The sequence below is a fragment of the Marinomonas sp. MED121 genome, from assembly GCF_000153025.1.
Taxonomy (GTDB): Bacteria; Pseudomonadota; Gammaproteobacteria; order Pseudomonadales; family Marinomonadaceae; genus Marinomonas.
On record NZ_CH672432.1, the window covers coordinates 1 to 21,688 of the forward strand.

19 protein-coding genes and 15 tRNA genes are annotated in these 21,688 nt (G+C 41.3%); 31 read left to right on the forward strand and 3 right to left on the reverse strand.

The annotated features are described in order from the left end of the window. The 5 genes from MED121_RS15290 to MED121_RS15310 all read left to right on the forward strand — a co-directional run. Positions 1-482, forward strand: a 482-nt coding sequence (locus MED121_RS15290; RefSeq protein ID WP_009834630.1) for a glycine cleavage T C-terminal barrel domain-containing protein, incomplete at its 5' end; no start/stop codon positions are given. 185 nt (positions 483-667) lie between these two features. After that, the gene (locus MED121_RS15295) at positions 668-1,252 is read left to right on the forward strand and encodes an elongation factor P hydroxylase (protein ID WP_207382827.1); all 585 of its coding nucleotides are present in this window, start codon (positions 668-670) and stop codon (positions 1,250-1,252) included. 42 nt (positions 1,253-1,294) lie between these two features. Continuing rightward, positions 1,295-2,425 (forward strand): 4-phosphoerythronate dehydrogenase, encoded by a 1,131-nt coding sequence (locus tag MED121_RS15300; RefSeq protein WP_009834632.1) that lies wholly within the window; start codon positions 1,295-1,297, stop codon positions 2,423-2,425. Between the two features lie 27 nt (positions 2,426-2,452). After that, positions 2,453-3,175, forward strand: coding sequence for a flagellar brake protein (locus MED121_RS15305; RefSeq protein WP_009834633.1), 723 nt, complete (start codon positions 2,453-2,455; stop codon positions 3,173-3,175). Positions 3,176-3,728: 553 nt separating this feature from the next. Continuing rightward, entirely contained in the window at positions 3,729-4,454 is a 726-nt protein-coding gene (locus MED121_RS15310) for a flagellar brake protein (protein WP_050764605.1), read from the forward strand. Positions 4,455-4,553: 99 nt separating this feature from the next. Here MED121_RS15310 and MED121_RS15315 read toward each other — a convergent pair whose 3' ends face one another. Together MED121_RS15315 and MED121_RS15320 are read right to left on the reverse strand one after the other, a co-directional pair. Then, a complete protein-coding gene (locus MED121_RS15315; RefSeq protein WP_009834635.1) occupies positions 4,554-5,768 on the reverse strand; it encodes a pyridoxal phosphate-dependent aminotransferase in 1,215 nt (404 codons plus the stop codon). A gap of 89 nt (positions 5,769-5,857) precedes the next feature. Next, positions 5,858-6,427, reverse strand: a complete 570-nt coding sequence (locus tag MED121_RS15320; protein ID WP_050764606.1) for a YajG family lipoprotein — start codon at positions 6,425-6,427, stop codon at positions 5,858-5,860. A 140-nt stretch (positions 6,428-6,567) separates the two neighbouring features. Here MED121_RS15320 and MED121_RS15325 point away from each other — a divergent pair. From MED121_RS15325 to MED121_RS15425, 21 genes are all read left to right on the forward strand, one after another. Further along, positions 6,568-6,643 (forward strand) — tRNA-Glu (locus MED121_RS15325). A gap of 40 nt (positions 6,644-6,683) precedes the next feature. Then, a tRNA-Gly gene (locus tag MED121_RS15330) sits at positions 6,684-6,758 on the forward strand. Positions 6,759-6,797: 39 nt separating this feature from the next. Further along, positions 6,798-6,873, forward strand: a tRNA-Glu gene (locus MED121_RS15335). 40 nt (positions 6,874-6,913) lie between these two features. Further along, positions 6,914-6,988, forward strand: a tRNA-Gly gene (locus MED121_RS15340). Positions 6,989-7,027: 39 nt separating this feature from the next. Further along, positions 7,028-7,103 (forward strand) — tRNA-Glu (locus MED121_RS15345). An 89-nt stretch (positions 7,104-7,192) separates the two neighbouring features. Beyond that, positions 7,193-7,268, forward strand: a tRNA-Glu gene (locus MED121_RS15350). 41 nt (positions 7,269-7,309) lie between these two features. Beyond that, a tRNA-Gly gene (locus MED121_RS15355) sits at positions 7,310-7,384 on the forward strand. 52 nt (positions 7,385-7,436) lie between these two features. Next, positions 7,437-7,512, forward strand: a tRNA-Glu gene (locus MED121_RS15360). 34 nt (positions 7,513-7,546) lie between these two features. Continuing rightward, positions 7,547-7,621: transfer RNA gene (locus MED121_RS15365), tRNA-Gly, on the forward strand. 24 nt (positions 7,622-7,645) lie between these two features. Further along, a tRNA-Glu gene (locus MED121_RS15370) sits at positions 7,646-7,721 on the forward strand. A gap of 33 nt (positions 7,722-7,754) precedes the next feature. Continuing rightward, positions 7,755-7,829 (forward strand) — tRNA-Gly (locus MED121_RS15375). A 50-nt stretch (positions 7,830-7,879) separates the two neighbouring features. Then, positions 7,880-7,955: transfer RNA gene (locus tag MED121_RS15380), tRNA-Glu, on the forward strand. A 57-nt stretch (positions 7,956-8,012) separates the two neighbouring features. Beyond that, positions 8,013-8,088 (forward strand) — tRNA-Glu (locus tag MED121_RS15385). Between the two features lie 32 nt (positions 8,089-8,120). Continuing rightward, positions 8,121-8,195: transfer RNA gene (locus MED121_RS15390), tRNA-Gly, on the forward strand. 21 nt (positions 8,196-8,216) lie between these two features. Further along, positions 8,217-8,292, forward strand: a tRNA-Glu gene (locus MED121_RS15395). Between the two features lie 95 nt (positions 8,293-8,387). Beyond that, a complete protein-coding gene (pabC, locus tag MED121_RS15400; protein WP_009834637.1) occupies positions 8,388-9,215 on the forward strand; it encodes an aminodeoxychorismate lyase in 828 nt (275 codons plus the stop codon). A gap of 22 nt (positions 9,216-9,237) precedes the next feature. Next, on the forward strand, positions 9,238-10,260 hold the full coding sequence (gene mltG, locus MED121_RS15405; RefSeq protein WP_009834638.1) for an endolytic transglycosylase MltG: 1,023 nt from the start codon (positions 9,238-9,240) through the stop codon (positions 10,258-10,260). A 36-nt stretch (positions 10,261-10,296) separates the two neighbouring features. Then, positions 10,297-10,923, forward strand: coding sequence for a dTMP kinase (gene tmk / locus MED121_RS15410; RefSeq protein WP_009834639.1), 627 nt, complete (start codon positions 10,297-10,299; stop codon positions 10,921-10,923). After that, positions 10,920-11,888, forward strand: coding sequence for a DNA polymerase III subunit delta' (gene holB / locus MED121_RS15415; RefSeq protein WP_009834640.1), 969 nt, complete (start codon positions 10,920-10,922; stop codon positions 11,886-11,888). The genes tmk and holB overlap by 4 nt, the downstream gene beginning before the upstream one ends. 2 nt (positions 11,889-11,890) lie before the next feature. Further along, positions 11,891-12,697 carry a TatD family hydrolase gene (locus MED121_RS15420; protein WP_009834641.1) on the forward strand — a complete coding sequence of 269 codons (807 nt, stop codon included), beginning with the start codon at positions 11,891-11,893 and terminating at the stop codon, positions 12,695-12,697. Between the two features lie 220 nt (positions 12,698-12,917). Next, the gene (locus MED121_RS15425) at positions 12,918-15,425 is read left to right on the forward strand and encodes an ATP-binding protein (RefSeq protein WP_009834642.1); all 2,508 of its coding nucleotides are present in this window, start codon (positions 12,918-12,920) and stop codon (positions 15,423-15,425) included. Between the two features lie 81 nt (positions 15,426-15,506). Here MED121_RS15425 and MED121_RS15430 read toward each other — a convergent pair whose 3' ends face one another. Then, positions 15,507-15,818, reverse strand: coding sequence for a hypothetical protein (locus tag MED121_RS15430; RefSeq protein WP_009834643.1), 312 nt, complete (start codon positions 15,816-15,818; stop codon positions 15,507-15,509). 146 nt (positions 15,819-15,964) lie between these two features. On the opposite strand from MED121_RS15430, the gene MED121_RS15435 reads away from it, so the two are divergent. The 5 genes from MED121_RS15435 (at position 15,965) to MED121_RS15455 (ending at position 21,648) form a co-directional block, all read left to right on the forward strand. Then, positions 15,965-16,387, forward strand: coding sequence for a cytochrome b562 (locus MED121_RS15435; protein ID WP_009834644.1), 423 nt, complete (start codon positions 15,965-15,967; stop codon positions 16,385-16,387). A gap of 69 nt (positions 16,388-16,456) precedes the next feature. Next, the gene (locus MED121_RS15440; RefSeq protein WP_036180899.1) at positions 16,457-16,795 is read left to right on the forward strand and encodes a hypothetical protein; all 339 of its coding nucleotides are present in this window, start codon (positions 16,457-16,459) and stop codon (positions 16,793-16,795) included. Between the two features lie 97 nt (positions 16,796-16,892). Continuing rightward, on the forward strand, positions 16,893-17,960 hold the full coding sequence (locus tag MED121_RS15445) for an AraC family transcriptional regulator (protein ID WP_009834646.1): 1,068 nt from the start codon (positions 16,893-16,895) through the stop codon (positions 17,958-17,960). Positions 17,961-18,132: 172 nt separating this feature from the next. Further along, positions 18,133-19,896, forward strand: coding sequence for an acyl-CoA dehydrogenase family protein (locus tag MED121_RS15450; RefSeq protein ID WP_009834647.1), 1,764 nt, complete (start codon positions 18,133-18,135; stop codon positions 19,894-19,896). A gap of 102 nt (positions 19,897-19,998) precedes the next feature. After that, entirely contained in the window at positions 19,999-21,648 is a 1,650-nt protein-coding gene (locus MED121_RS15455) for an electron transfer flavoprotein-ubiquinone oxidoreductase (RefSeq protein ID WP_009834648.1), read from the forward strand. Positions 21,649-21,688 lie beyond the last annotated feature (40 nt).

Below are 21,688 nucleotides of genomic sequence, written 5' to 3' on the forward strand. Positions count from 1 at the left end.
AAGAGGTTGAGTGGATTGGTCTAGGAGCGCGTGACTCTTTGCGTTTAGAGGCTGGATTGTGTCTTTATGGTCATGACATAAATACAAGGACAACCCCATCAGAAGCGGCTTTAACATGGGCGGTTCAAAAAGTTCGCCGTGAAGGCGGTGAGCGTGAAGGTGGGTTTGCAGGTGATAGTGTCATCTTACCTCAATTGCCACAAGCCACGAATAAAGTGGAGGTTAGCCGTAAGCGTCTTGGTTTTATCGCACAAGGTAAAGCACCAGTTCGTGAAGGAGTTGAAATTGTTGATCTAGAGGGTAAGGTTGTTGGTGAAGTGACAAGTGGTGGCTTTGCGCCAAGTTTGTCTGTGCCTATTTTAATGGCTTATGTTGCAACGGATGCGGATCCAGAAAATGTGTTTGCGTTAGTTCGTGGTAAGCAAATCCCCCTTAAAAAATCACCTATGCCTTTTGTGCCTGCTCGATATTATCGAGGATAAGATGCCTTAGTGTCTCTTTTGCTCTTTTTAAACACCCGCTTTTGCGGGTGTTTTTGTTTTTATCTAGGGAACCTGAGATTATCTTGTGGTGAATGCTTACGCTGACGGTCATTTCCAGATAAAATTCAGCGCCAATATTTGACCCTTATTTATTTTTTTAAAAGCTGGCCCTTGTGGAGTTCTTCTTGCTACAGCCTAGGTTAAAAGATCACGTTAAATTAGATGCTATCCAGTTAATCTCACTCTTTAATCAAACCTTTATTGAGATGTTTGATACTGAGTTAATCGGCGGCGCGGATGAGCCGCTTTATCGTCCTATGACAAAAACAGAGAGTGCAAAAGTTATTTTTCGAGAGGATTATATCTCAAGTGCTTTTCATGAGATTAGTCATTGGGTAATCGCTGGTAACGCTCGCCGTTTATTAGAGGATTATGGCTATTGGTATGAAGCAGATGGTCGTGATACAAATCAGCAAAAAGCGTTTGAGGATGTTGAAATAAAGCCGCAAGCGATTGAGTTATTGTTTCATTTTGCTGCCAATATACCTTTTAGAGTGAGTGTGGATAATTTAGCTTTGCCTGAATATGATGCGACACCCTTTAAAATAAAGGTCGAAAAGCAAGTTTTGAACTTTTTGTCCTCTCATTCGTCAGATCAATTGCCGCCAAGAGCGCTAAGCTTTATTCGTGCTTTAGCACAAAATAGAGGGCTAAGTTTTAATACTCAAGCCCAATTATATGAATGGCTTAGTGAGTCCGTTAGCCATTAAGTAAATCCCTTTTTATAGTGTTTGTAATTAAAGAGAATAGACTTGAAAATCGTTGTTGATGAAAATATGCCTAAAGTGGCTGAATTGTTCATGGATATTGCAGATGTAAGTTACGTTAATGGTCGTACTGTTAATGCCTGTGATTTAAAGGGGGCGGATGCGCTTCTTGTGCGTTCTGTAACTAAAGTGAATTCGACCTTGCTTGATGGAACCGATATTAAATTTGTCGGTACTGCGACAATTGGGGTTGATCATATTGATCAAGATTACCTTGCTGAAAACAAAATTGGCTTTGCTAGTGCGCCTGGTTGTAATGCCAATGCCGTTGCAGATTATGTTTTAAGTGCGTTGAGTTACTTGTATTTACACAAAGGTGTGTCTTGGTTAAAGGCAAAAATTGGCATTATTGGCTTTGGTAATGTAGGTAAAAGAGTCTATGCAAGATTAAAGGCGCTAGGGTGTGATTTGGTTGTTTATGATCCATTTCAATCTCAGCTAGCTAACTTAGATGGTGTTCCTTTCAATAATCTTGAAAGTGTGATGGTTTGTGATGTGATATGTTTGCATGCACCACTTACACAGGCGGGTGAATTTCCAACTAAGGGCATGATTGATGAGTCTTTATTAGCTCTGTTAAAACCAGGCGCTAGCATAGTATCAGCAGGTAGAGGGGGGGTCCTTCACGAAAAGTCCTTATTGAAGCGATACAATGAACTTAATTGTGATCTTAACCTTGTATTAGATGTATGGGCAGGTGAGCCTAATATTGATAAAGAGTTAATGGCACTTGCTGATATCGCGACACCACATATTGCTGGTTATAGCTTACAAGGGCGTGAGAAAGGAACCTTGATGGTGTATCAAGCATTTTGTCAGCATTTTGGTCTTGATGCAGCGTTTAATGAACACAATGGTTTGAGTAGAGGGGCTTTGGCGAGTATTGAATTTTCTCCCCAGTATGATAGGCACCTGTTAATCGCTCATGCCTGCCATGCTATTTATAATTTAGCCGCAGACGACTCAAAAATGCGCCAATTAATGAGTCGATCACACGTGGGTGGGGAGTTTGACTATCTCAGGAAGCATTATGTAGAACGAGATGAGTTTTCAACCTGTCAAGTTGCTAAAGAGTATGTGGATTTATTGGCGCTAGGTTTTAGTGAAAAAGTTTGAGTAAGAATAGAATAATAAGAGGTAATAATGGCTGAAGTAGAACAAGTGGGCTTGGATGATTTAGAGATATCCTTAGGAGCGAACTTGCAACTTGAGTTTATTCCATCGTCTGCAAGACATACGGTTAAAATAATTGGGCATGTGCCACGTCGCTCTTTGATTGTGAGTTGTCCCATGGTCAATGGCAAAAATATTTTAGTACGTGACAATCAAATTGTGATGGCTAGATTGATGCTTGATACGGCTGTGTGCGCATTTTCAACCAAAGTAGCGAAAAGCTACCTTGAGCCTTTGCCTCATCTTCACCTTAGTTACCCTGAATTTGTTGAAACCTCCGTGGTAAGGCAATCGGTAAGAGTCGAAACAAGGCTGATTTCAGCGGTTGAGCCTTTAAATGATCCAGAATCGATTGAATCAATTGACTCGGGCTTCTTGGTGGATTTAAGTTTGGGTGGCTGCAGGCTAATATCAAAAAATGATTTTGGGCACGAAGGGAATGTGCTTAACCTAGCGTTGAACCTTAATGTTGCTGGATTTAACCAGGTGCTGAAAATCAGGTGTGAGATACGAACTCAAGAAGTTCAAATGCGTGAGCAGGTTGAGTCCTCGCTGCAAGATAATGCCTTTATTTCTAAAATGGAATCTGACTTTTTATATGTGTATGGCTTTAAATTTACAGATATTACTAAAGAAAAGAAAATTCTACTGACTGCTTATATTTTGGAAAAACGCTTAATGCAAAAGCATTAAGCGAGCTTTGCTCTAAGGTGATGGTGAATAAGTTCTGATGCATCAGTGCCTTTAAATTGTATTAATTAAGACCGGCTTAGCAGATCTGGAAAACCGCTACTCAGTCTTGTCCTTTCTGAAATAGACGTTTTTTTAGGCTAGCAGTATTTTTATGATTCTTATTTAACGCTTGGTCTGGTCATCCACATAACAACTAGCTTGATGTTTGCTCTCCTAGGTTCCTAAGCCTTCCCGTACCGCATTTTTTATTGTTTGCTTTAGTATTTTTTTATTGTCTTGCTATCACAGTGTGATGACTAGTTGCATAAAGCTGCGAATAGGTTTGCTTCTTTTGATTTTTTTCCTGATTTTCATTGTTTAGAATTTACTAAAGAAAGTGCTAAAACGGGCGATATCTATTATTAGCTTAGTCTATGAAAATGCTATTAATTTTTTCTAAATTAATCCAAAATGACTAGGTGTTTTAACTTTTTCTAATTAAGGAAAGGGTTAATTCTTTGTGAGCTGCTATTGTTTTAAATAGATGTTTTTATGCTGTTTGGAAGAGGATTTCATGGCTGAAGTTTTAAAAGTAAGCATGGATGAAATTGGTGTGCCTTTTGGTTTAAGCCTGCAGATTGAGTTAATTGCGACGAAAGAGCGTTACTCAGTAAAAGTAGTGGGCTGTTTGCCAAATAAAACTCTGATAGTGACTGCGCCAAGGATTGATGGCAAAAGTGTTTGGTTAAGGGAAACCTCTATTATAAAAGCTCGCTTTATGATGGGGACAAAAGTATGTGCTTTTTCCAGTAAAATTGAAAAAAGCTGTCGTGAACCTGTTGCCTATCTTCATCTTGTTTATCCTGAGGTGGTTGAGTCATCTGTTGTTAGAAATGCGGCCCGTTTGGATACCAGCTTAATTACCTCGGTTGAGCCTTTTAATGATGACTCTTCGCTTAAGAAAAAGGTGGCGGCTAAGCTGATTAATTTAAGCGTTGGGGGAGGTCGTTTTACCTCAAAACACGATTTGGGTGATGTTGGTGAGTTTTGTCGTGCCGCTTTGCATTTAAATGTGGAAGGGTTTGATGAAGTTTTTAAGGTGTGTTGTGAGTTGTGTTACCGCGAAGAGAATACGATTGAAGTGCCTGTGTTTAACGAGGAGGGAGAAGATGAAGAGCTCACTAAGCTCGTTACCATGTATACCTTTGGTGTTAAGTTTGTCGATTTGACTAAAGAGCAAGTGCTACTTATTACGGCTTATATCTATCGATCTTTGTATGAGCAGGGTAAGTTAATCTGACCTAAAAAGGATTCTATATCTCGTGTTTTAACCGACTCAATTAAAAAGCCGCATAAGTATGCGGCTTTTTTGTGGTAGTTGTCTCGTCCCGAAATAGTCTTAACGGCGTATTTTATCTAAGAAGCGGGCAAATCGCTCCATTGCAGGGATAAGCTCTTCAATATGTGGTAAGAATACAATTCTCACATGATCATGTGTCGGCCAATTGAAGCCTGTCCCATGTACAAGTAATACTTTTTCTTGTTGTAAGAAGTCCATGACTAAATCGACATCATTTTTAATATCATAGTATTTAGGGTCTAGTTGTGGGAATAGATATAAAGCCCCTTTGGGTTTAAAGCAGTGAACCCCCTTTATGCTATCCAGTATTTCCCATGCGACTTTTCGCTGTTCATAGAGCCGTCCTCCAGGGCAAGTTAATTCATTGATGCTTTGATAGCCACCTAGTGCTGTTTGAACGGCGTGTTGAGCGGGTACATTAGCGCAAAGTCGCATGGAGGCCAACATGTCTAGGCCTTCAATGTAATCTTTAGCATGGCTCTTGGGGCCGGTTAGAAGCATCCAGCCAGAACGGAAGCCAGCGGTGCGATAAACTTTTGAAAGACCACCAAAGGTTATGCAGAGTGCGTCATCTTTGGTGAGTGTGGCGGTAGGGATGTGTTTGGCGTCGTCATATAAAATGCCATCATAAATCTCGTCAGAAAAAATAATAAGATTATGCTCTTTGGCAATGGCAACTAGAGACTCGAGTGTCGTCTTGTCATACACAGCGCCAGTGGGATTATTGGGGTTGATAATCACTAAAGCTTTAGTTTTGTTGGATATTTTGGACTTTATATCCTTTATGTCCGGTTGCCATTCATTTTCAGGGTCGCAACGATAATGCTTTACATAGCCACCAGATAGCGTAGCGGCAGCAGTCCAAAGTGGGTAGTCAGGGGCTGGAATGAGAATCTCATCACCATCATTTAAAAGTGCTTGCATGCACATGACAATAAGCTCGCTGACACCGTTCCCCATCCAGATATCATTAACGTCAAGGGAGCGTATTCCCATGGCCTGATATTTCTGCATGACAGCTTTTCGTGCTGAGTAAAGGCCTTTTGATTCACAGTAACCTTGCGCCGTAGGTAGGTTGTGAATGACATCGACTAAAATCTCGTCAGGGGCTTCAAAACCAAAAGGGGCCGGGTTGCCTATGTTGAGTTTTAAAATTCTTTGGCCTTCATCTTCCATTCTCATGGCTTCTTTGAGCACGGGTCCTCGTATTTCATAGCAGATGTTAGCAAGTTTATTTGATTTACGAATTTGCACTTCTGATCCTTTGATTAGTCAGCCTTCATTCAGTTGTGAAGGCGTTAGCTTAAGTTAGGGTTAATCTCAACCTGTACTGGGAAGTATTCTCACTCTTGCAGTAGTAAGCGAATATTGGAATCGTTAAGCAGTCGAGTCACGGTTTTACCTGCTACCTCATTAAGACGCTTTTCAATCTCAGTTTGACTGGGTAGGGTGGCGAACTCGTCAACAATTTCAGAGCTGTAACTGGCTTTGTAATTCTTGTTGGCGGTCTTTAGGTTTGCTTTTAAGGTGAAGTTCATTGTTGCAACTGTTTTAAGGCCCTTTGTTTCTGTTTGATAAACCAGTTGTGTAATGGATACGCCTAAATGAGAGGCCGGTGTCTTGCCTTGCTGTAGATTAAAGCCAAGTGATTCTAATCCTTGAATGACCTTAATGTTGACACTTTCTTCTAGCTGGTTGCTGATAACTATATCGGCATGCTCGTTTATTGCAGTGTCAATGCTGCCAATTTTTTGTGCGACCAGGCTATCCGTTGTTACATTAATTTGATGGGTGTTAGTAAGGAGGGCGGTTTGCAATGTAAGGCTAGGTTCTATGGCAACATTATGGGTAGTATTGGCGCAGCCACTGATAAAACCTGCTAACGCAATAATGATAAGGGGTTTAAGCGACATCATGGACTCCATTTTGATCGATCTATTTGATTAAATTAGCCTTTTCAGAAAATACTTTAACAGAAATTATAAAAAACTGTTGATTTTCAGGCTGGTAACAGTAATATACGCCCCCGCTGACACGGCAACACAAACAGTATGTCCCATTCGTCTAGAGGTCTAGGACACCGCCCTTTCACGGCGGTAACAGGGGTTCGAACCCCCTATGGGACGCCATTAAATGGCAGTTTTGTGTTAATCGTAAAGCAAGTTGATTGCGGGAATAGCTCAGTGGTAGAGCACAACCTTGCCAAGGTTGGGGTCGCGAGTTCGAGCCTCGTTTCCCGCTCCACTAACTATCTTTGTTTGCGGGTTAAAAATCAACAGTGTTGTCCCATTCGTCTAGAGGTCTAGGACACCGCCCTTTCACGGCGGTAACAGGGGTTCGAACCCCCTATGGGACGCCATTAAATGGCAGTTTTGTGTTAATCGTAAAGCAAGTTGATTGCGGGAATAGCTCAGTGGTAGAGCACAACCTTGCCAAGGTTGGGGTCGCGAGTTCGAGCCTCGTTTCCCGCTCCACTAACTATCTTTGTTTGCGGGTTAAAAATCAACAGTGTTGTCCCATTCGTCTAGAGGTCTAGGACACCGCCCTTTCACGGCGGTAACAGGGGTTCGAACCCCCTATGGGACGCCAAGAATTTGAAGATGTAGGCCGAGCTCTGCATTTGATTTATAAGAGTTAGTTCGTACTTTGTTTGATAATAGGGTAGAGCAGAAAGAATTGTCCCATTCGTCTAGAGGTCTAGGACACCGCCCTTTCACGGCGGTAACAGGGGTTCGAACCCCCTATGGGACGCCAATTTACTTAACTTAAAAGTTAGTAAGAGTAGTTTATGGAATGCGGGAATAGCTCAGTGGTAGAGCACAACCTTGCCAAGGTTGGGGTCGCGAGTTCGAGCCTCGTTTCCCGCTCCATAAACAGCTGAATGAAAGTTTCAGTAGGGCAGAGATGTCCAGTGCACTATGTGTCCCATTCGTCTAGAGGTCTAGGACACCGCCCTTTCACGGCGGTAACAGGGGTTCGAACCCCCTATGGGACGCCATTTAATAAGCTTGCTTATTGAATGATTAAAAAATGCGGGAATAGCTCAGTGGTAGAGCACAACCTTGCCAAGGTTGGGGTCGCGAGTTCGAGCCTCGTTTCCCGCTCCATTTAAGTGTATAAAGATTTGTTGTGTCCCATTCGTCTAGAGGTCTAGGACACCGCCCTTTCACGGCGGTAACAGGGGTTCGAACCCCCTATGGGACGCCATTTAATAAGCTTGCTTGTTAAATGATTAAAAATGCGGGAATAGCTCAGTGGTAGAGCACAACCTTGCCAAGGTTGGGGTCGCGAGTTCGAGCCTCGTTTCCCGCTCCATTTAAGTGACAAAGAAATGAAATAGGGTATAATGCCCGAGAAAATTATGTGTCCCATTCGTCTAGAGGTCTAGGACACCGCCCTTTCACGGCGGTAACAGGGGTTCGAACCCCCTATGGGACGCCATTAGCTTTTACGGTATTTAAGTTGATGGTACACACATAATGTTTAATGCCGATTGCTGTCCCATTCGTCTAGAGGTCTAGGACACCGCCCTTTCACGGCGGTAACAGGGGTTCGAACCCCCTATGGGACGCCACTTTATAAGTGTGTTACTTATTAGTATTTTTTGCGGGAATAGCTCAGTGGTAGAGCACAACCTTGCCAAGGTTGGGGTCGCGAGTTCGAGCCTCGTTTCCCGCTCCATTATTCGTAAGAATAAATTACGTCCCATTCGTCTAGAGGTCTAGGACACCGCCCTTTCACGGCGGTAACAGGGGTTCGAACCCCCTATGGGACGCCATTCTTTGTTTGCATCTTCTTGCACATTTCTATGTAATACCAAGCTCATTAAATTTATCTTCTGTTAGGAAGTGATTTGTTTATAAGCGGGATCGTATGACGTGGTTTATCAATTATCTTGAAACGAATGAAGTCGCTGTTACTGATAGGGGATTCGCCTATGGCGATGGTGTATTTGAAACCTTATTATTAGATCAAGATAAGATACTCTTAGCTGACTTTCATAAAGCGCGTCTCACGCGAGCGTGCCATAGACTTTGTATTCCTTTTACTCAAGATGAGTTAGATAAAGCCTTCTCTTTCGTTCAACAGCAATCCCAAGGTCGTCAATGCGCTAAAATCATTGTCACTCGTGGCTCTGGTGGTCGTGGTTATCTCCCCCCAAATGATCCAAATGTCACCTTGGTTATTGGCTTTATGGACGCTCCTAGCTATCAATCCCTTGCTGACCTAGGTGTGCGTTTATCTGTGTCACCTATTAATGCCTCCATTAATGCCTCTGTAGCTGGGCTTAAGCATCTAAATCGTTTAGAGAATGTTTTGGCAAAGCAAGCACAGGATAAAGTGAACCAAGTGACTAGTGAGGCTGATTTTTTTGAAAGTATTTTACTGGATGATGATGGTGTCGTAATTGAATGTATTCAAAGCAATCTCTTTTGGTTTAAAAATGATACTTTATACACGCCTTTGTTAAATCGAAGTGGGGTGCAAGGGACTTTGCGCGCCAATATATTAGCGTCATCATCTACCACTATTAATGTGGGGCGTTTTACTTTAAAGGATGTGTTGGGAGCGGACGAAGTCTTTATTTGTAATAGTTTGATGTCAGTGGTTCCGGTTACCTGCATTCAATCACATTTTCAACATGATTTTGTGATTGGAAAGAATACTAAGCGACTACAGTCGCTGATGAAATTGAATTAAAGTCCAAAGGATTTATTGCTAGATGTTTACCTGGTTATGGCGTTGCATTTTATTGTTGGTTAGTTTGTCTGCTATTTCAGCAGCAGGTATTTATTTTCACCTTACTAAGCCCATTTTACTCGAAGAGTCGACAAGCTTTAAGTTAGATGCGGGGGCTACCAGTGCAACCATAGGTGCGCATTTAACGGATAATGGCTGGATCATTAATCCTATTCTTGTAAAGATTGCGTTTAAGCTCAACCCTCAATGGGTTCCTAAAGTTGGCAAGTATCACATTGAACCTGATATGAGCTTGCTATCTGTGTTGGCCTTATTTGATTCTGGCAAGGCTATTCAGTACCAAGTGACTTTAATAGAGGGCAAAACAACACAAGATTATTTAAAGGCAATGGCAGATAAAGGCAATATCAAGATGACCTTATTGGGTGAGTCTAATCGTGATATAGCCACTAAGCTTGCATTGGGCGTTAAGCATGCTGAGGGGCAATTCTTTGCCAATACTTATACCTATGCTGAAGGAGATACCGATCGTTCAATCTTACTGCAAGCAAATAAAAAACTAGCACAGGTGCTTGATCGTTACTGGCAAGAACACGATAAAAAATTACCCTATAAAAACGTTCAAGAGTCTTTAATAATGGCTTCTATCGTTGAAAAAGAAACAGGGGCTCAGGTAGAGAGGCCACTAATTGCAGGTGTTTTTATAAACCGGCTTAATCTCAATATGAGGTTGCAAACAGACCCAACGGTTATTTATGGTTTGGGTTCAAGTTATGATGGAAATATTCGTCGAAAGCACCTTAAGCAAAATACGCCCTACAATACTTATCGTATCTATGGTTTACCACCCACGCCAATTGCTAATGTGGGTGAGGCTGCCATTGAAGCGGCGCTCAACCCGCAAAAAACCAAGGCACTTTATTTTGTTGCCCGTGGTGACGGAACCCATGTTTTTTCAAATACACTCAAGCAGCACAATGCTGCTGTCGCTAAATATCAGCGCTTTCAACGACGTAAAGATTATCAATCGAAACCAAGTCAATAAAAATGAGAGCCTAGTTATAGTTTATAAGAAGGTGAAATGATAAAAGGTAAATTTATTACGCTTGAAGGCGGAGAGGGGAGTGGAAAATCCACCTGTATTAAGTATATAAAGGCTTGGTTGGAGTCTCAAAATATAGAATATATTATTACCCGAGAGCCTGGTGGCACGCCACTCGCTGAAGAAATTCGTAACATGATATTGTCCCATCGTGAAGAAAAAATTCACGATGAAACTGAGCTTTTGCTCATGTTTGCAGCGCGTACTCAGCATATTAAAGAAAAAATCAAACCTGCAATTGATGCCGGTAAGTGGGTTATTTCTGATCGTTTTGTTGACTCCTCTTATGTTTATCAAGGTGCGGCAAGAGGGGGGGATCTTAAAAAAATAGATCAGTTAGCTGAGTGGGTTTTACAGGGGTGCAAGCCGGATAAAACCTTATTATTTGATGTGCCTGTTGATATCGGTTTGAGCCGAGTAGAAAAACGCGCTCAGTCGGATAGGTTGGATGATGAGCCTGTGGTATTCCATCAAATGGTTAGGGATGCATTTTTAGCGAGAGAAAAGACAAGCAATCATTATTGTTTGATTGATGCGAGCCAGCCTATTGAAAATGTTAACTTAGCGGTTAAACAAGAGCTTGAGAAGCTAAAGGGTCTATCGTGAATGATACGGCCTTGACTAAGTTGCCAAGTTGGCTTGAAGCAAGTCAAAGTGAGGTGGGTGAATTAAAAGCAAATCAAGCCCTATCGCATGCTCTCTTGCTAATGGGTAAAGATGGTGGTGGGCAGCACTTGCTCGCCACTCAGATAGCCTATGATATTTTATGTGATCAGAAACAGCTCAATAGTGCTTGCGGCGAGTGTCATTCTTGCCGTTTAAACCACGCAGGCACTCACCCTGATTATCACCTATTGGATGGGCAAGAAGGCACAATCAAGGTTGATCAGATAAGGCAAATTATCACTAAGGTTGCGACAAGTCCGCAAGTGAGTCATGCCAAAGTGGTTATATTGGCACAAGCTGCCAGTATGAATATCAATGCTGCCAATGCTGTTTTAAAAGCCTTAGAAGAGCCCCCGTCTGGCACTTACTTTATCTTAACTGCTGATGCCTCTAGTCAGCTTATTGCAACCGTAAGATCCCGTTGTTTATTGATTAATCTGCCAGAACCAAGTTCAGCTCAAATAGAAGAATGGTTTAGCGGTCTCGATCTTGAAGATGATGTGGCAGATATTCAATGGGTCACAAAGCAACCTTTTACTCTTTATCAGTTGGCAAAAAGTGGGCGAAGTTTGTTATATAAAGACGTACCAGAAAATATTGATAAGTATTTGCAGGGTGAGATGAGTGCAGATCTGGTATTGAGTAAGCTTGATAGTAAAAACAGTGCTGATTTTTTGTTTGCCTATTCCGCTTTGTTTCATCAATGTATCTGTTATTCAACAGGGGCTTATGTTCCCAATCTGTCTCAGATACAGTCAACCTTAGACAGACTTTTAAATCGCTTAGGTATTCACAAGGTAATGGATTGCTTTAACAGGTTGCAGTCCCTTAACGATAAAACCCGTAAAACAAATTTAAACCTTCAGATTCAACTTAAGTCTGAACTTATTTATTGGCTTTCTTAATTATGTTAATCGATACACATTGTCATCTAGATAAATTAGACCTTACTCCCTATAACAATGATCTTCAGTTGTTATTAGATGCTGCTGCTGAGGTGGGGGTTAAGCAAATTATGAGTATTTGCGTTGATTTAAGTGAAGTTGAAAAGGTGATGTCTTATACCCAAAGAGCTGGGGTTTATGCCAGTGTGGGTGTGCATCCCTTACATAAAGATGGGTTGATGCTTGAACTAGATGACTTGTTGCCCTTGCTTGAGGATGGCAAGGTTGCCGCGGTTGGTGAGACTGGTCTGGACTTCTTCTATGAGAAATCGACTGAGTTGCATCAACAGCAGATTCAAAGCTTCATTGTTCATCTTGAGGCCGCTAAGCGAACTCAATTGCCTTTGGTAATCCATACCCGTGAGGCAAGAGAAGAGACCATGAAGTTAATTCGAGCCCATGGCAATATCGATGTTGGTGGGATTTTGCATTGCTTTACTGAATCTTACGAGATGGCAGCGGCTGCATTAGATGAAAATTACCTTATTTCTATTTCAGGTATTGCCACCTTTAAGACGGCAAATGAATTGAGGGACGTGATTAAAAAAATACCTTTGACTTCCTTGTTGGTTGAAACCGATGCGCCTTATCTTGCACCAGTACCGCATAGGGGTAAGAAAAATGAACCTAAGTTTGTAGCAGAAGTGGCTCAACTGGTTGCGGATGTGAAAGGTGTTCGATTTGAGGCTGTGTTGGAGCAAACAGCTGAAAATTTCCATCAGAAATTTACTCGAATTGATGCCAGAAATCAGTTATCCCTTCGCTTTTAGGGTGTTAATTTTTCAACTTTATATATTTTTAATTATGTCTGTATTAGTCTCTTACTTATCCCGCGTTTTATGTGGAATTAATTGATTTAAAAACAAAAAATACAAATTCAAATGGACTTTTCGCTCGCTGTTTTTAAAAAGAATGATAATCTTTAGGTATAACACTAGTGCATGAAAATACTAGTGAGCGATATGTTTGTTGTTATTAGGAAGGTGTTTCATGTCCAAAATAGTCAGTCCACTACCTCTGTCATCATTAAGTGCGAAAGTACCTGATGAACATTTATCTTTCTCAAGTTTAAAGGAGCTGGATGCGTTAAGTGGTATTTTGGGTCAAGAGCGGGCCATAGAAGCAATTCAATTTGGTGTGGCCATGCGTAGACCAGGTTACAACGTATATGCAATGGGGGAATCTGGCACAGGGCGTTCCTCCTATGTTTCTAATTACCTTAAAAGTGAAGCAAAAAGACAACCTGCCCCTAAAGAATGGACCTATGTCAATAATTTCTCAGACAATCGTTCTGCTAAGGCACTCAGTTTTGAGCCAGGTGAAGCTAAGGTTTTTGAACAGGCAATTAGGCATTTTATTGATGGCCTAATGGCGACATTTCCAGCTGCATTCGAACACCCTAATTATCAGCAGCAAAAAAGTGCGATTGATAGAGACTTTAATGAGCTTTATGAGGCGGCGATTACCAAGGTAGAGCGTGCGGCGTTAAGAATGGGGGTGGCCATGTTTAGGGATGCAAACTCAGTGAGTTTTGCACCTATGCGAGATGGTAAAGCCCTTGAGGATGCTGAGTTTGCCTCTTTGAGCGATGAAGAAAGAGATGCTTTCCAGGATGGTGTATCTGAGCTTGAGAAGTTGCTAAACGATGAGTTACTTAGTCTTCCTCAGTGGAAGCGAACAACCTATGAAAATATCAGGCAGCTTAATTTAGCAACGGTCGAAGAATCTGTAGAAACCCTGATACAGCCACTGTTTGAAAGCTATCAAGAAAATGAAGCAGTCACTGCATTCCTAAAGGCTATGCGTGAGGACCTTGATAAAACACTGATTGATCAAATGGTGGATGATAAAGCCACAGAAAACCGTGATGAGGTAAGTCGTCGTCAGGTTTATGAAGAGTTGTATTTACCAAATATTGTTGTGACTCATACCTTGGACGGAGGCACGCCTGTTGTTTATGAGGCGCATCCAACTTACCGTAATCTGTTCGGCCAGGTTGAATACAGTAGTGAGCAGGGCTTACTGATTACGAGTTATAGACTCATTCGCTCTGGTAGTTTGCATGCTGCTAATGGCGGTTATTTGATTTTAGATGCTGATAAATTAATGGCTGACCACTATTTGTGGGAGGCATTGAAGCGAGCACTTAAAACAAAAACGTTAAAAATTGAACAACCTTATGCTGATATGGGGTTAATGAATACTACGACCTTGGTGCCAGAAGAGGTGCCTTTACAGGTTAAGGTTATTCTTATTGGTTCACGTGAAATATATTACTTGTTGCAAGATCTGGATCCAGATTTTCAGGATATGTTTAGGGTCTTGGTGGATTTCGATGATAGCTTGAAACGTAATGCGGACACTGAATATGCATTTGCTCGTCTGTTAAAAGATAGAATCGCGAAAGAAGGGTATGCCGATGTGAGTCGTGATGGTGTGGCAAGCCTGATTGAGTATTCTAGTCGGCTGGCTGAACATCAAAAAGAAATGGTTGCCAAAATAGGGGATGTATTTGAGCTATTAGGTGAAGCTGACTTTGTTCGTGAAATGGCAAGAGATGAAATAACCACCTCTGAGCACATTAAGCGGGCATTAAAGGCAAAAATGCATCGTACCGGCCGAGTGAGTGAAAAGATTATTGAAGAAATTCTTGAGGGTACGGTTTTGCTAGATAGTGAAGGTACCGCTATTGGTAAAATTAATGCGCTGACTGTCATGCAAATTGGTGATAGCAGCTTTGGTGCGCCAGCAAGAATATCGACCACGGTATACCCAGGTGGTAAAGGTATTGTCGATATTGAAAGAGAGTCAAATCTTGGGCAAAACATTCACTCTAAAGGGGTGTTGATCTTATCTGGTTATTTGGGGAGCAAATATGCTCAAAAATACCCATTAGATATTTCTGCTTCGATTGCCATGGAGCAAAGCTATGGTTATGTCGATGGTGACAGTGCTTCAACCGCAGAGTTGTGTTGTTTATTGTCTGCGATGGTGCAATTACCTTTGAGGCAAGATCTTGCCATTACCGGCTCTCTTAACCAATATGGTGAAGTTCAAGCCATCGGTGGGGTAAATGAAAAAATTGAAGGCTTCTTTAATGTCTGTCATGCCAGAGGTTTGACGGGAACTCAAGGGGTGATTATACCTAAGTCGAATGTTAATAACCTGATGTTAAATGATGAAGTGCGAGATGCGGTTACTCAAGGTAAGTTCTCAGTGTATGCCATCGACACGGCTGATGAAGCATTGCATATTTTAACGGGAGTGGAGCCAGGTGTTGCAGATGCTGAAGGTGTTTACCCTGAAGGCAGTATCAATGCAATGGTAATTGATAAGTTAGAAGCCTTGTCTAAGCTGGGTGACGATGATGAGGAAGAAGAGAGCGAAGATTCTGATAAGAATAGCTCAGATAAAAAAAGCTCAGATAATAAAAGTTCAGATAATAAAAGTTCAGATAATAAAAGTTCAGATAATAAAAGTTCAGATAAAGATAGCTGAGCTAATGAAGGTGTCTTAAAAACACCTTAATTCTTGATTATAAAAGCAAAGCCATTGGGTAGGTTTCTATCCAATGGTTTTTTATTTTCGTGGGTGTGTGCGTTTAATGATGCTTGCGTTGCAATCGATATCTACTAAACCAAAAAACGTGTAATAATTTTCACCATCTTTAATATAGCTAGCGGTTTCCTTGCGCTTACTAGGAAGGTGTCGTTTTAATACTTTACCTTGATCAAAGAGTTCAGCCCTGACAAAGAATTTTAAGGCTAATTCATCAGCCGCTGTTACTGCATCAAGGTCGCGACATTCAGCATGCAAATAACTCGATTGGACAAGATTAAACATAATGAAACTAACAAAGGCTAGTTGTTTATATCGGTTGACTTGTATCATAGCGCTTCCAGCGATAGTCTAAGGCTTTAATTTTATTGAATTACCCTTGTTCAATCTAGATGTATTTTAAAAGTATTGAGTGTTTGGTAAGTTAAATTGGCTATTTGCCATTCTATGAATAAGTGATAGGAAGAGTATCAGTGAGAATGAAACGTTTTTTTGCTACTTGTGTTTGTCTGATCTCGACAACAGCGTTTGCTCAAGGCAGCTGTGAAGAGACAAATCTTTATCAATATATGGAAGATTTAAAAACCGAATTAAAATCCTTTTCATTTGAAGTGAAAAAGGGTGACTTAGCGCAAGCAGGTACACGAATTGATTTGATGAAAAGCCTGTTGAGCCAGTCTCGTGATGAGGAACCTTTTTTGTTTAGAGAAAAAGGGTTGGAAGGGGAAGAATTAACGTTAAGACAGTCACAATACCAAAAAGGCATTGATAGGCTGATAGGACAATTTGAAAAAATTGAGAGCGCCATTGAAAAGAATGATGCGGCGCAAGTGAAAGCACTGCTTTCTGATGTCGGTAAAAGCCGTAAAAAAGGTCACCGTGCTTTTAACGGAGATTGTTAAGATTTAGCCAGATTGGTGACCTTACCGGTTAAGACTGATACAATCGCGCTGGTAATAAGTGAGGACATCATGGCACGTACTAAAAAATCCCGCACTATGCGCGGAAAACTGGGAAAAACAGGCTCCAAAGAACAGATGAAAGAGCAAAAGAAAGCTCATAAATCTAAAGAAGTCAGTAAATTTCACAGTAAGAAAAACAAATTGCGAAAAGAGCAGGCTCAAAAGAAGCTTGTTCGACTAGGTTTGGCTCCTGACGTTGAAGAGACTGCTGTTGCACCTCGTCCACGACGATTTACCTTTGTACCTAAGCAAACTGAAGCAGACATTATTCCACAGGAAAAAACAGTTGAACAAAGCAATGAGCTTTCAGTAAACGATTTGATGGATGCGTTTACAGAGCTAGATTAATTGCTCAATACTTCCTTAAAGGGCTGCCACGGTAGCCCTTTTTTTATGTAAAATAGTTGCCAATAAATGGAAGATACAAAAATAAAGAGTGTGTTATATGAATGAAAAGGCAAGTGTTCCAATTACTAGCGTGCGTTATCTGCTTCAGGCTGCCCAAGAGCAAGGGGTTGAGACCGATAATATATTGGAATCTTTAGGGGTGAGTGCTGCAGACGTTGCGCAAATGGAAACTTTTCCTGCCTATAAATACGGCATGCTGTATCAGAATATGATGTGGCTGATGCAAGATGAGTCTTTTGGTATGTTAGCTGGAGGAAAGATCCCTAATGGAACTTTCAGAATGATGTGTTATTGCATCATTCACGCTCGAAGTTTAGCCCATGCTTTGTATCGAATAGGTGACTTCTATGAGATTTGTCGGGGTGCAACCGTTAAGCCGACGCTTGTTAAAAAAGGGCGCTATGCCAAGGTCACGCTAGGGCAAGTTGCTTCGTCAGAAATGCCAATTGATAGTTTGGTACAAACTCAATCAAGTGAAACCATTCGTACGACTTTGTCCATGTGGCATCATTTTATTAGTTGGTTGATAGGTCGACGTTTATCGTTAAAGGCCGCTTATTTCACCACCCCAAGGCCGCAGGATGTTGAATATTATAAAACGCTATTTCAATCAGAAGTAAAATTTGACCAGCATGCCAATGCCATTATTTTTCCTGCTAGCTATTTAGAAATGCCGATAGTGCAAACTGACGATAGTTTGAGGGGTTTTTTGAAAACCGCACCTTATCAACTTTTAGTGATGGTTGATAATGATAACAGCTTGAAATCTCAAGTTATGGCCATGTTAGGTAAAGATTTTTCCCGTGAAATGCCAAGCGCCGAAGAGGTAGCGAGTGTGTTGAATATGAGTGTTTCAACTATGCGAAGGCGCTTAACTGAAGAAAATACCTCTTATCAAAAAATTAAAGACGAGTGCCGAAAAGAAGCGGCTATTACCTATATGAATGCACCGCAATTGAGCATTAATGATATTGCCGGTTTAATGGGGTTTGATGAGCCTTCAGCATTTTTTAGATCGTTTAAAAAATGGACAGGAATGACGCCTGGTGAATATAGAAAAAGCGAAGAGTATATGAAATTTGATAGATCGGTTTCCTCGAATTAATTGCATATAAATCAATGCTTTAAATATCTGTTTTCGAGTGTTTTGTGTTTTATTTGAACTATTATGTTAGGAATATAGGGAAATAATGTTATTGAGGGATTGTGTTTTTTTGACCATTCTATAAAACATATAAATTAGTTAACAAATGGCTTTTGACTCGGAGAAAATAATAATGAGCGAGTACCGTTACCCTTTAAATGACATTTTATTCAGTTTAAATGAAATTGCTGGATTGGCACGATTGAACGCGCATCGTGAGGAAGAAGTTGATCAGGATTTAGTTGAAGCTATTTTATCTGAAGCTGGAAAGCTGAGTGAGCAGTGTATTGCACCACTTAACCATACTGGCGATCAGGAAGGTTCTCGTGTCGTTAACGGTGATGTTCAAGAAGCAAAAGGCTTTAAAGAAGCATTTAAAGAATATGTAGAAGGGGGCTGGTCTTCTCTTGCAGGTTCTGAAGAGTTTGGTGGCCAAGGCTTACCTTTTTCTCTTGCTGCTGCTGTGAATGAAGGTGTTATGTCTGCCAACCTGGCATTTTCACTCTGTCCTTTACTTAGTCAGGGGTCAATCGAAGCGATTGAAACCCATGGCTCTCAAGCATTAAAAGATAAATTCCTACCTAATATGGTTTCGGGTGAATGGACAGGAACCATGAATCTGACCGAACCTAATGCGGGTTCAGATCTCGCTGCTATTGCTGCTAAAGCCACGCCAAATGGTGATCATTTCTTAGTATCAGGTCAAAAAATATTTATTACTTGGGGTGATCATCAAATGACGGATAATGTCATTCATTTGGTGTTGGCTCGTCTACCTGATGCCCCAGCGGGTGTGAAAGGTATTTCACTGTTTTTAGTTCCTAAATATCTAGTAAAGGATGATGGTTCTTTAGGTGAACGTAATGATGTCACTGTTGTCTCGGTGGAGAAAAAGTTAGGTATTCACGCCTCTCCAACCTGTGTGATGAGTTTTGGTGAAAACCAAGGTGCCATTGGTTATCTGGTTGGTCAAGAGCATCAAGGTATCATGGCCATGTTCACCATGATGAACAATGCAAGACAAGGGGTCGGCTTACAAGGCTTAGCCATTGCCGAGCGTGCTTACCAGCAAGCACTAGACTATGCCAAAGACCGTGTTCAAGGTATGAGCGCTGATCGAAGTAAACGAGCACCTATCATAGAGCATCCTGATGTCTTACGCATGTTGATGACTATGAAATCTCAAATTGATGCCATGCGCTCTTTGGTGTTAAGTGCGGCGGTAGAAATTGACTTGGCAAATGCAACCCAAGGGCCTGAGCAACGCAGCCATAAAGAACGAGTCAATATGTATACCCCAATCGTAAAAGGTTGGATTACAGAGCAAGCACAAGAGATTACCTCTTTGGCGATTCAGGTGCATGGTGGTGTTGGCTTTATTGAAGAAACGGGTGTGGCTCAACATGCCCGTGATGCCAGAATTTTGCCTATTTATGAAGGCACGAATGGTATTCAGGCGCTCGATTTAATTGGCAGAAAAATGTACTCTGACAAGGGGTTAGGTTTTAGTAATTGGGTTGAGGATTTAACTGCAGAAGTGCAAGTCGCGAAAAGTTTGGGGATTAAAGGGACTGATTTAGTACTTAATGCTTTATCTGATCTAACCCTTTCAAAACAGGCATGTTTAGCACAAATGAATGATGATGCAGTGCTAGGTACTGGATCAGCATATGCGCTGATGATGCAAACAGGATACGTTGTAGGGGCCTGTTTACAGATTAAAGCCTTAGCTAAATTGCCTGACTCAAATTTATCTGATGAGCAAAAAGCCTCTTGGCATCAGTCTGTTGAGTTTTATATTCAACAAATATTGCCCAGAGCGACAGCCCAACATCAGACAATTATGACAGGTTTAGCGAGTGTGTCGACTTTATCAGCAGCCAGTTTTGAGCGATAAGTTTATCTAGGCTTTTCGTTGGGCAGTAACGAAAAGTCTAAATTTAAGCAATGAGTTGTATTTATATAATAAAAAAGGTTTTCGCCTGAGTTTGGAGAGAAAATGATAGAACGTGATGAGATGGAGTTTGATGTAGTCATTGTTGGTGGTGGCCCTGCTGGGTTATCAACAGCGTGTCGAATCATGCAATTGGCTAAACAAGCAGAAAAAGAAATCAGCGTTTGTTTGGTTGAAAAAGGTTCTGAAATCGGTGCCCATATATTTTCTGGTGCCGTCATTGATCCCAAAGCCTTAAATGAGCTTTTCCCTGAATGGAAAGAGCAAGGTGCTCCCTTGCATGCCAAGGTAAATGTTGATGAATTACATTGGCTTAAAGATGAGAAAAAAGGGATTAAATTTGCTAATTGGATGATTCCAAAAACCCTACATAACGATGGAAATTATGCCATTAGCTTAGGTAACTTATGTCGTTGGTTGGCTGAGCAGGCCGAAGAAATGGGGGTGGAGATTTTCCCAGGATTCAGTGCGGCTGAATTAGTGCTTGATGATAAAGGCCAAGTTGAAGGTATTATCACAGGTGACATGGGTGTTGCTGAAGATGGCAGTGAAAAAGATGGTTTTATGCCGGGTATGATACTGAAGGCAAAATATACTGTTTTCTCTGAAGGTTGCCGAGGCCATTTAGGTAAAGAGCTTGTTGCTCATTTTAATCTCGATAAAGATGTATCACCACAGCACTACGGCCTTGGTATCAAGGAGTTATGGGATGTGCCAGCAGAAGAGAGTAAGCCGGGTACGGTTATTCACACTGCAGGATGGCCCTTAGATGGCGATGCTGGTGGCGGTGGTTTTTTATATCATTTAGAAAATAATCAAATTGCAGTTGGTCTCATTGTTGATCTAAATTATGCGAATCCTTATATCAGTCCTTACGATGAGTTTCAGCGCTATAAACACCACCCTGTAATAGCTAAGCATTTAGAAAAAGGTAAGCGTGTTTCTTATGGTGCAAGAGCCATTGCAAAAGGGGGCTTACAGTCATTGCCGGAAATGATTTTTCCAGGTGGTGTGCTAATAGGCTGTGATGCGGGCACATTAAATCCAGGTAAAATTAAAGGTACTCACACTGCGATGAAGTCAGGTATGCTGGCGGCAGAATCGATTGTTGAGGCGCTTGCACTGGATGAGCAGCCTAAAAAACTTGATAATTATCTGGTTAAGTTTAATGCCTCATGGGTCTATGAAGAATTGAACCAAACCAAAAACTTTGTTCCTGTTCTTCATACCTTAGGTACCTTTCTTGGTGGGACCTATAACTGGTTTGATCAAAACATTTTTGCTGGAAAGCTTCCTTTTACTTTTAAAGACGAAGTGCCTGATTTTGCAACCCTTGAAGATGCAAGTAAGCATACTGAGATTCAATATCCAAAGCCTGATGGAAAATTAAGCTTTGATAAACTGTCGTCTGTATTCTTATCTAGTACAAATCATGAAGAAGATCAGCCGTGTCATTTGAAATTGAAAGATGAGAGTATCCCATTAGCGCAAAATCTCCCTCGTTTTGCTGAGCCTGCACAAAGATATTGCCCAGCTGGTGTGTATGAGATTCTAGAGCAAGAGGGTGAGACGTCATTTCAAATAAACTCTCAGAACTGTTTGCACTGTAAAACCTGTGATATCAAGGACCCTGCTCAGAACATTACTTGGGTAACTCCTGAGGGTGCTGGTGGGCCGAACTATCCGAACATGTAATTTAGTTTCTCCTTAAGAAATGCATAATAGGCAGCTTTCG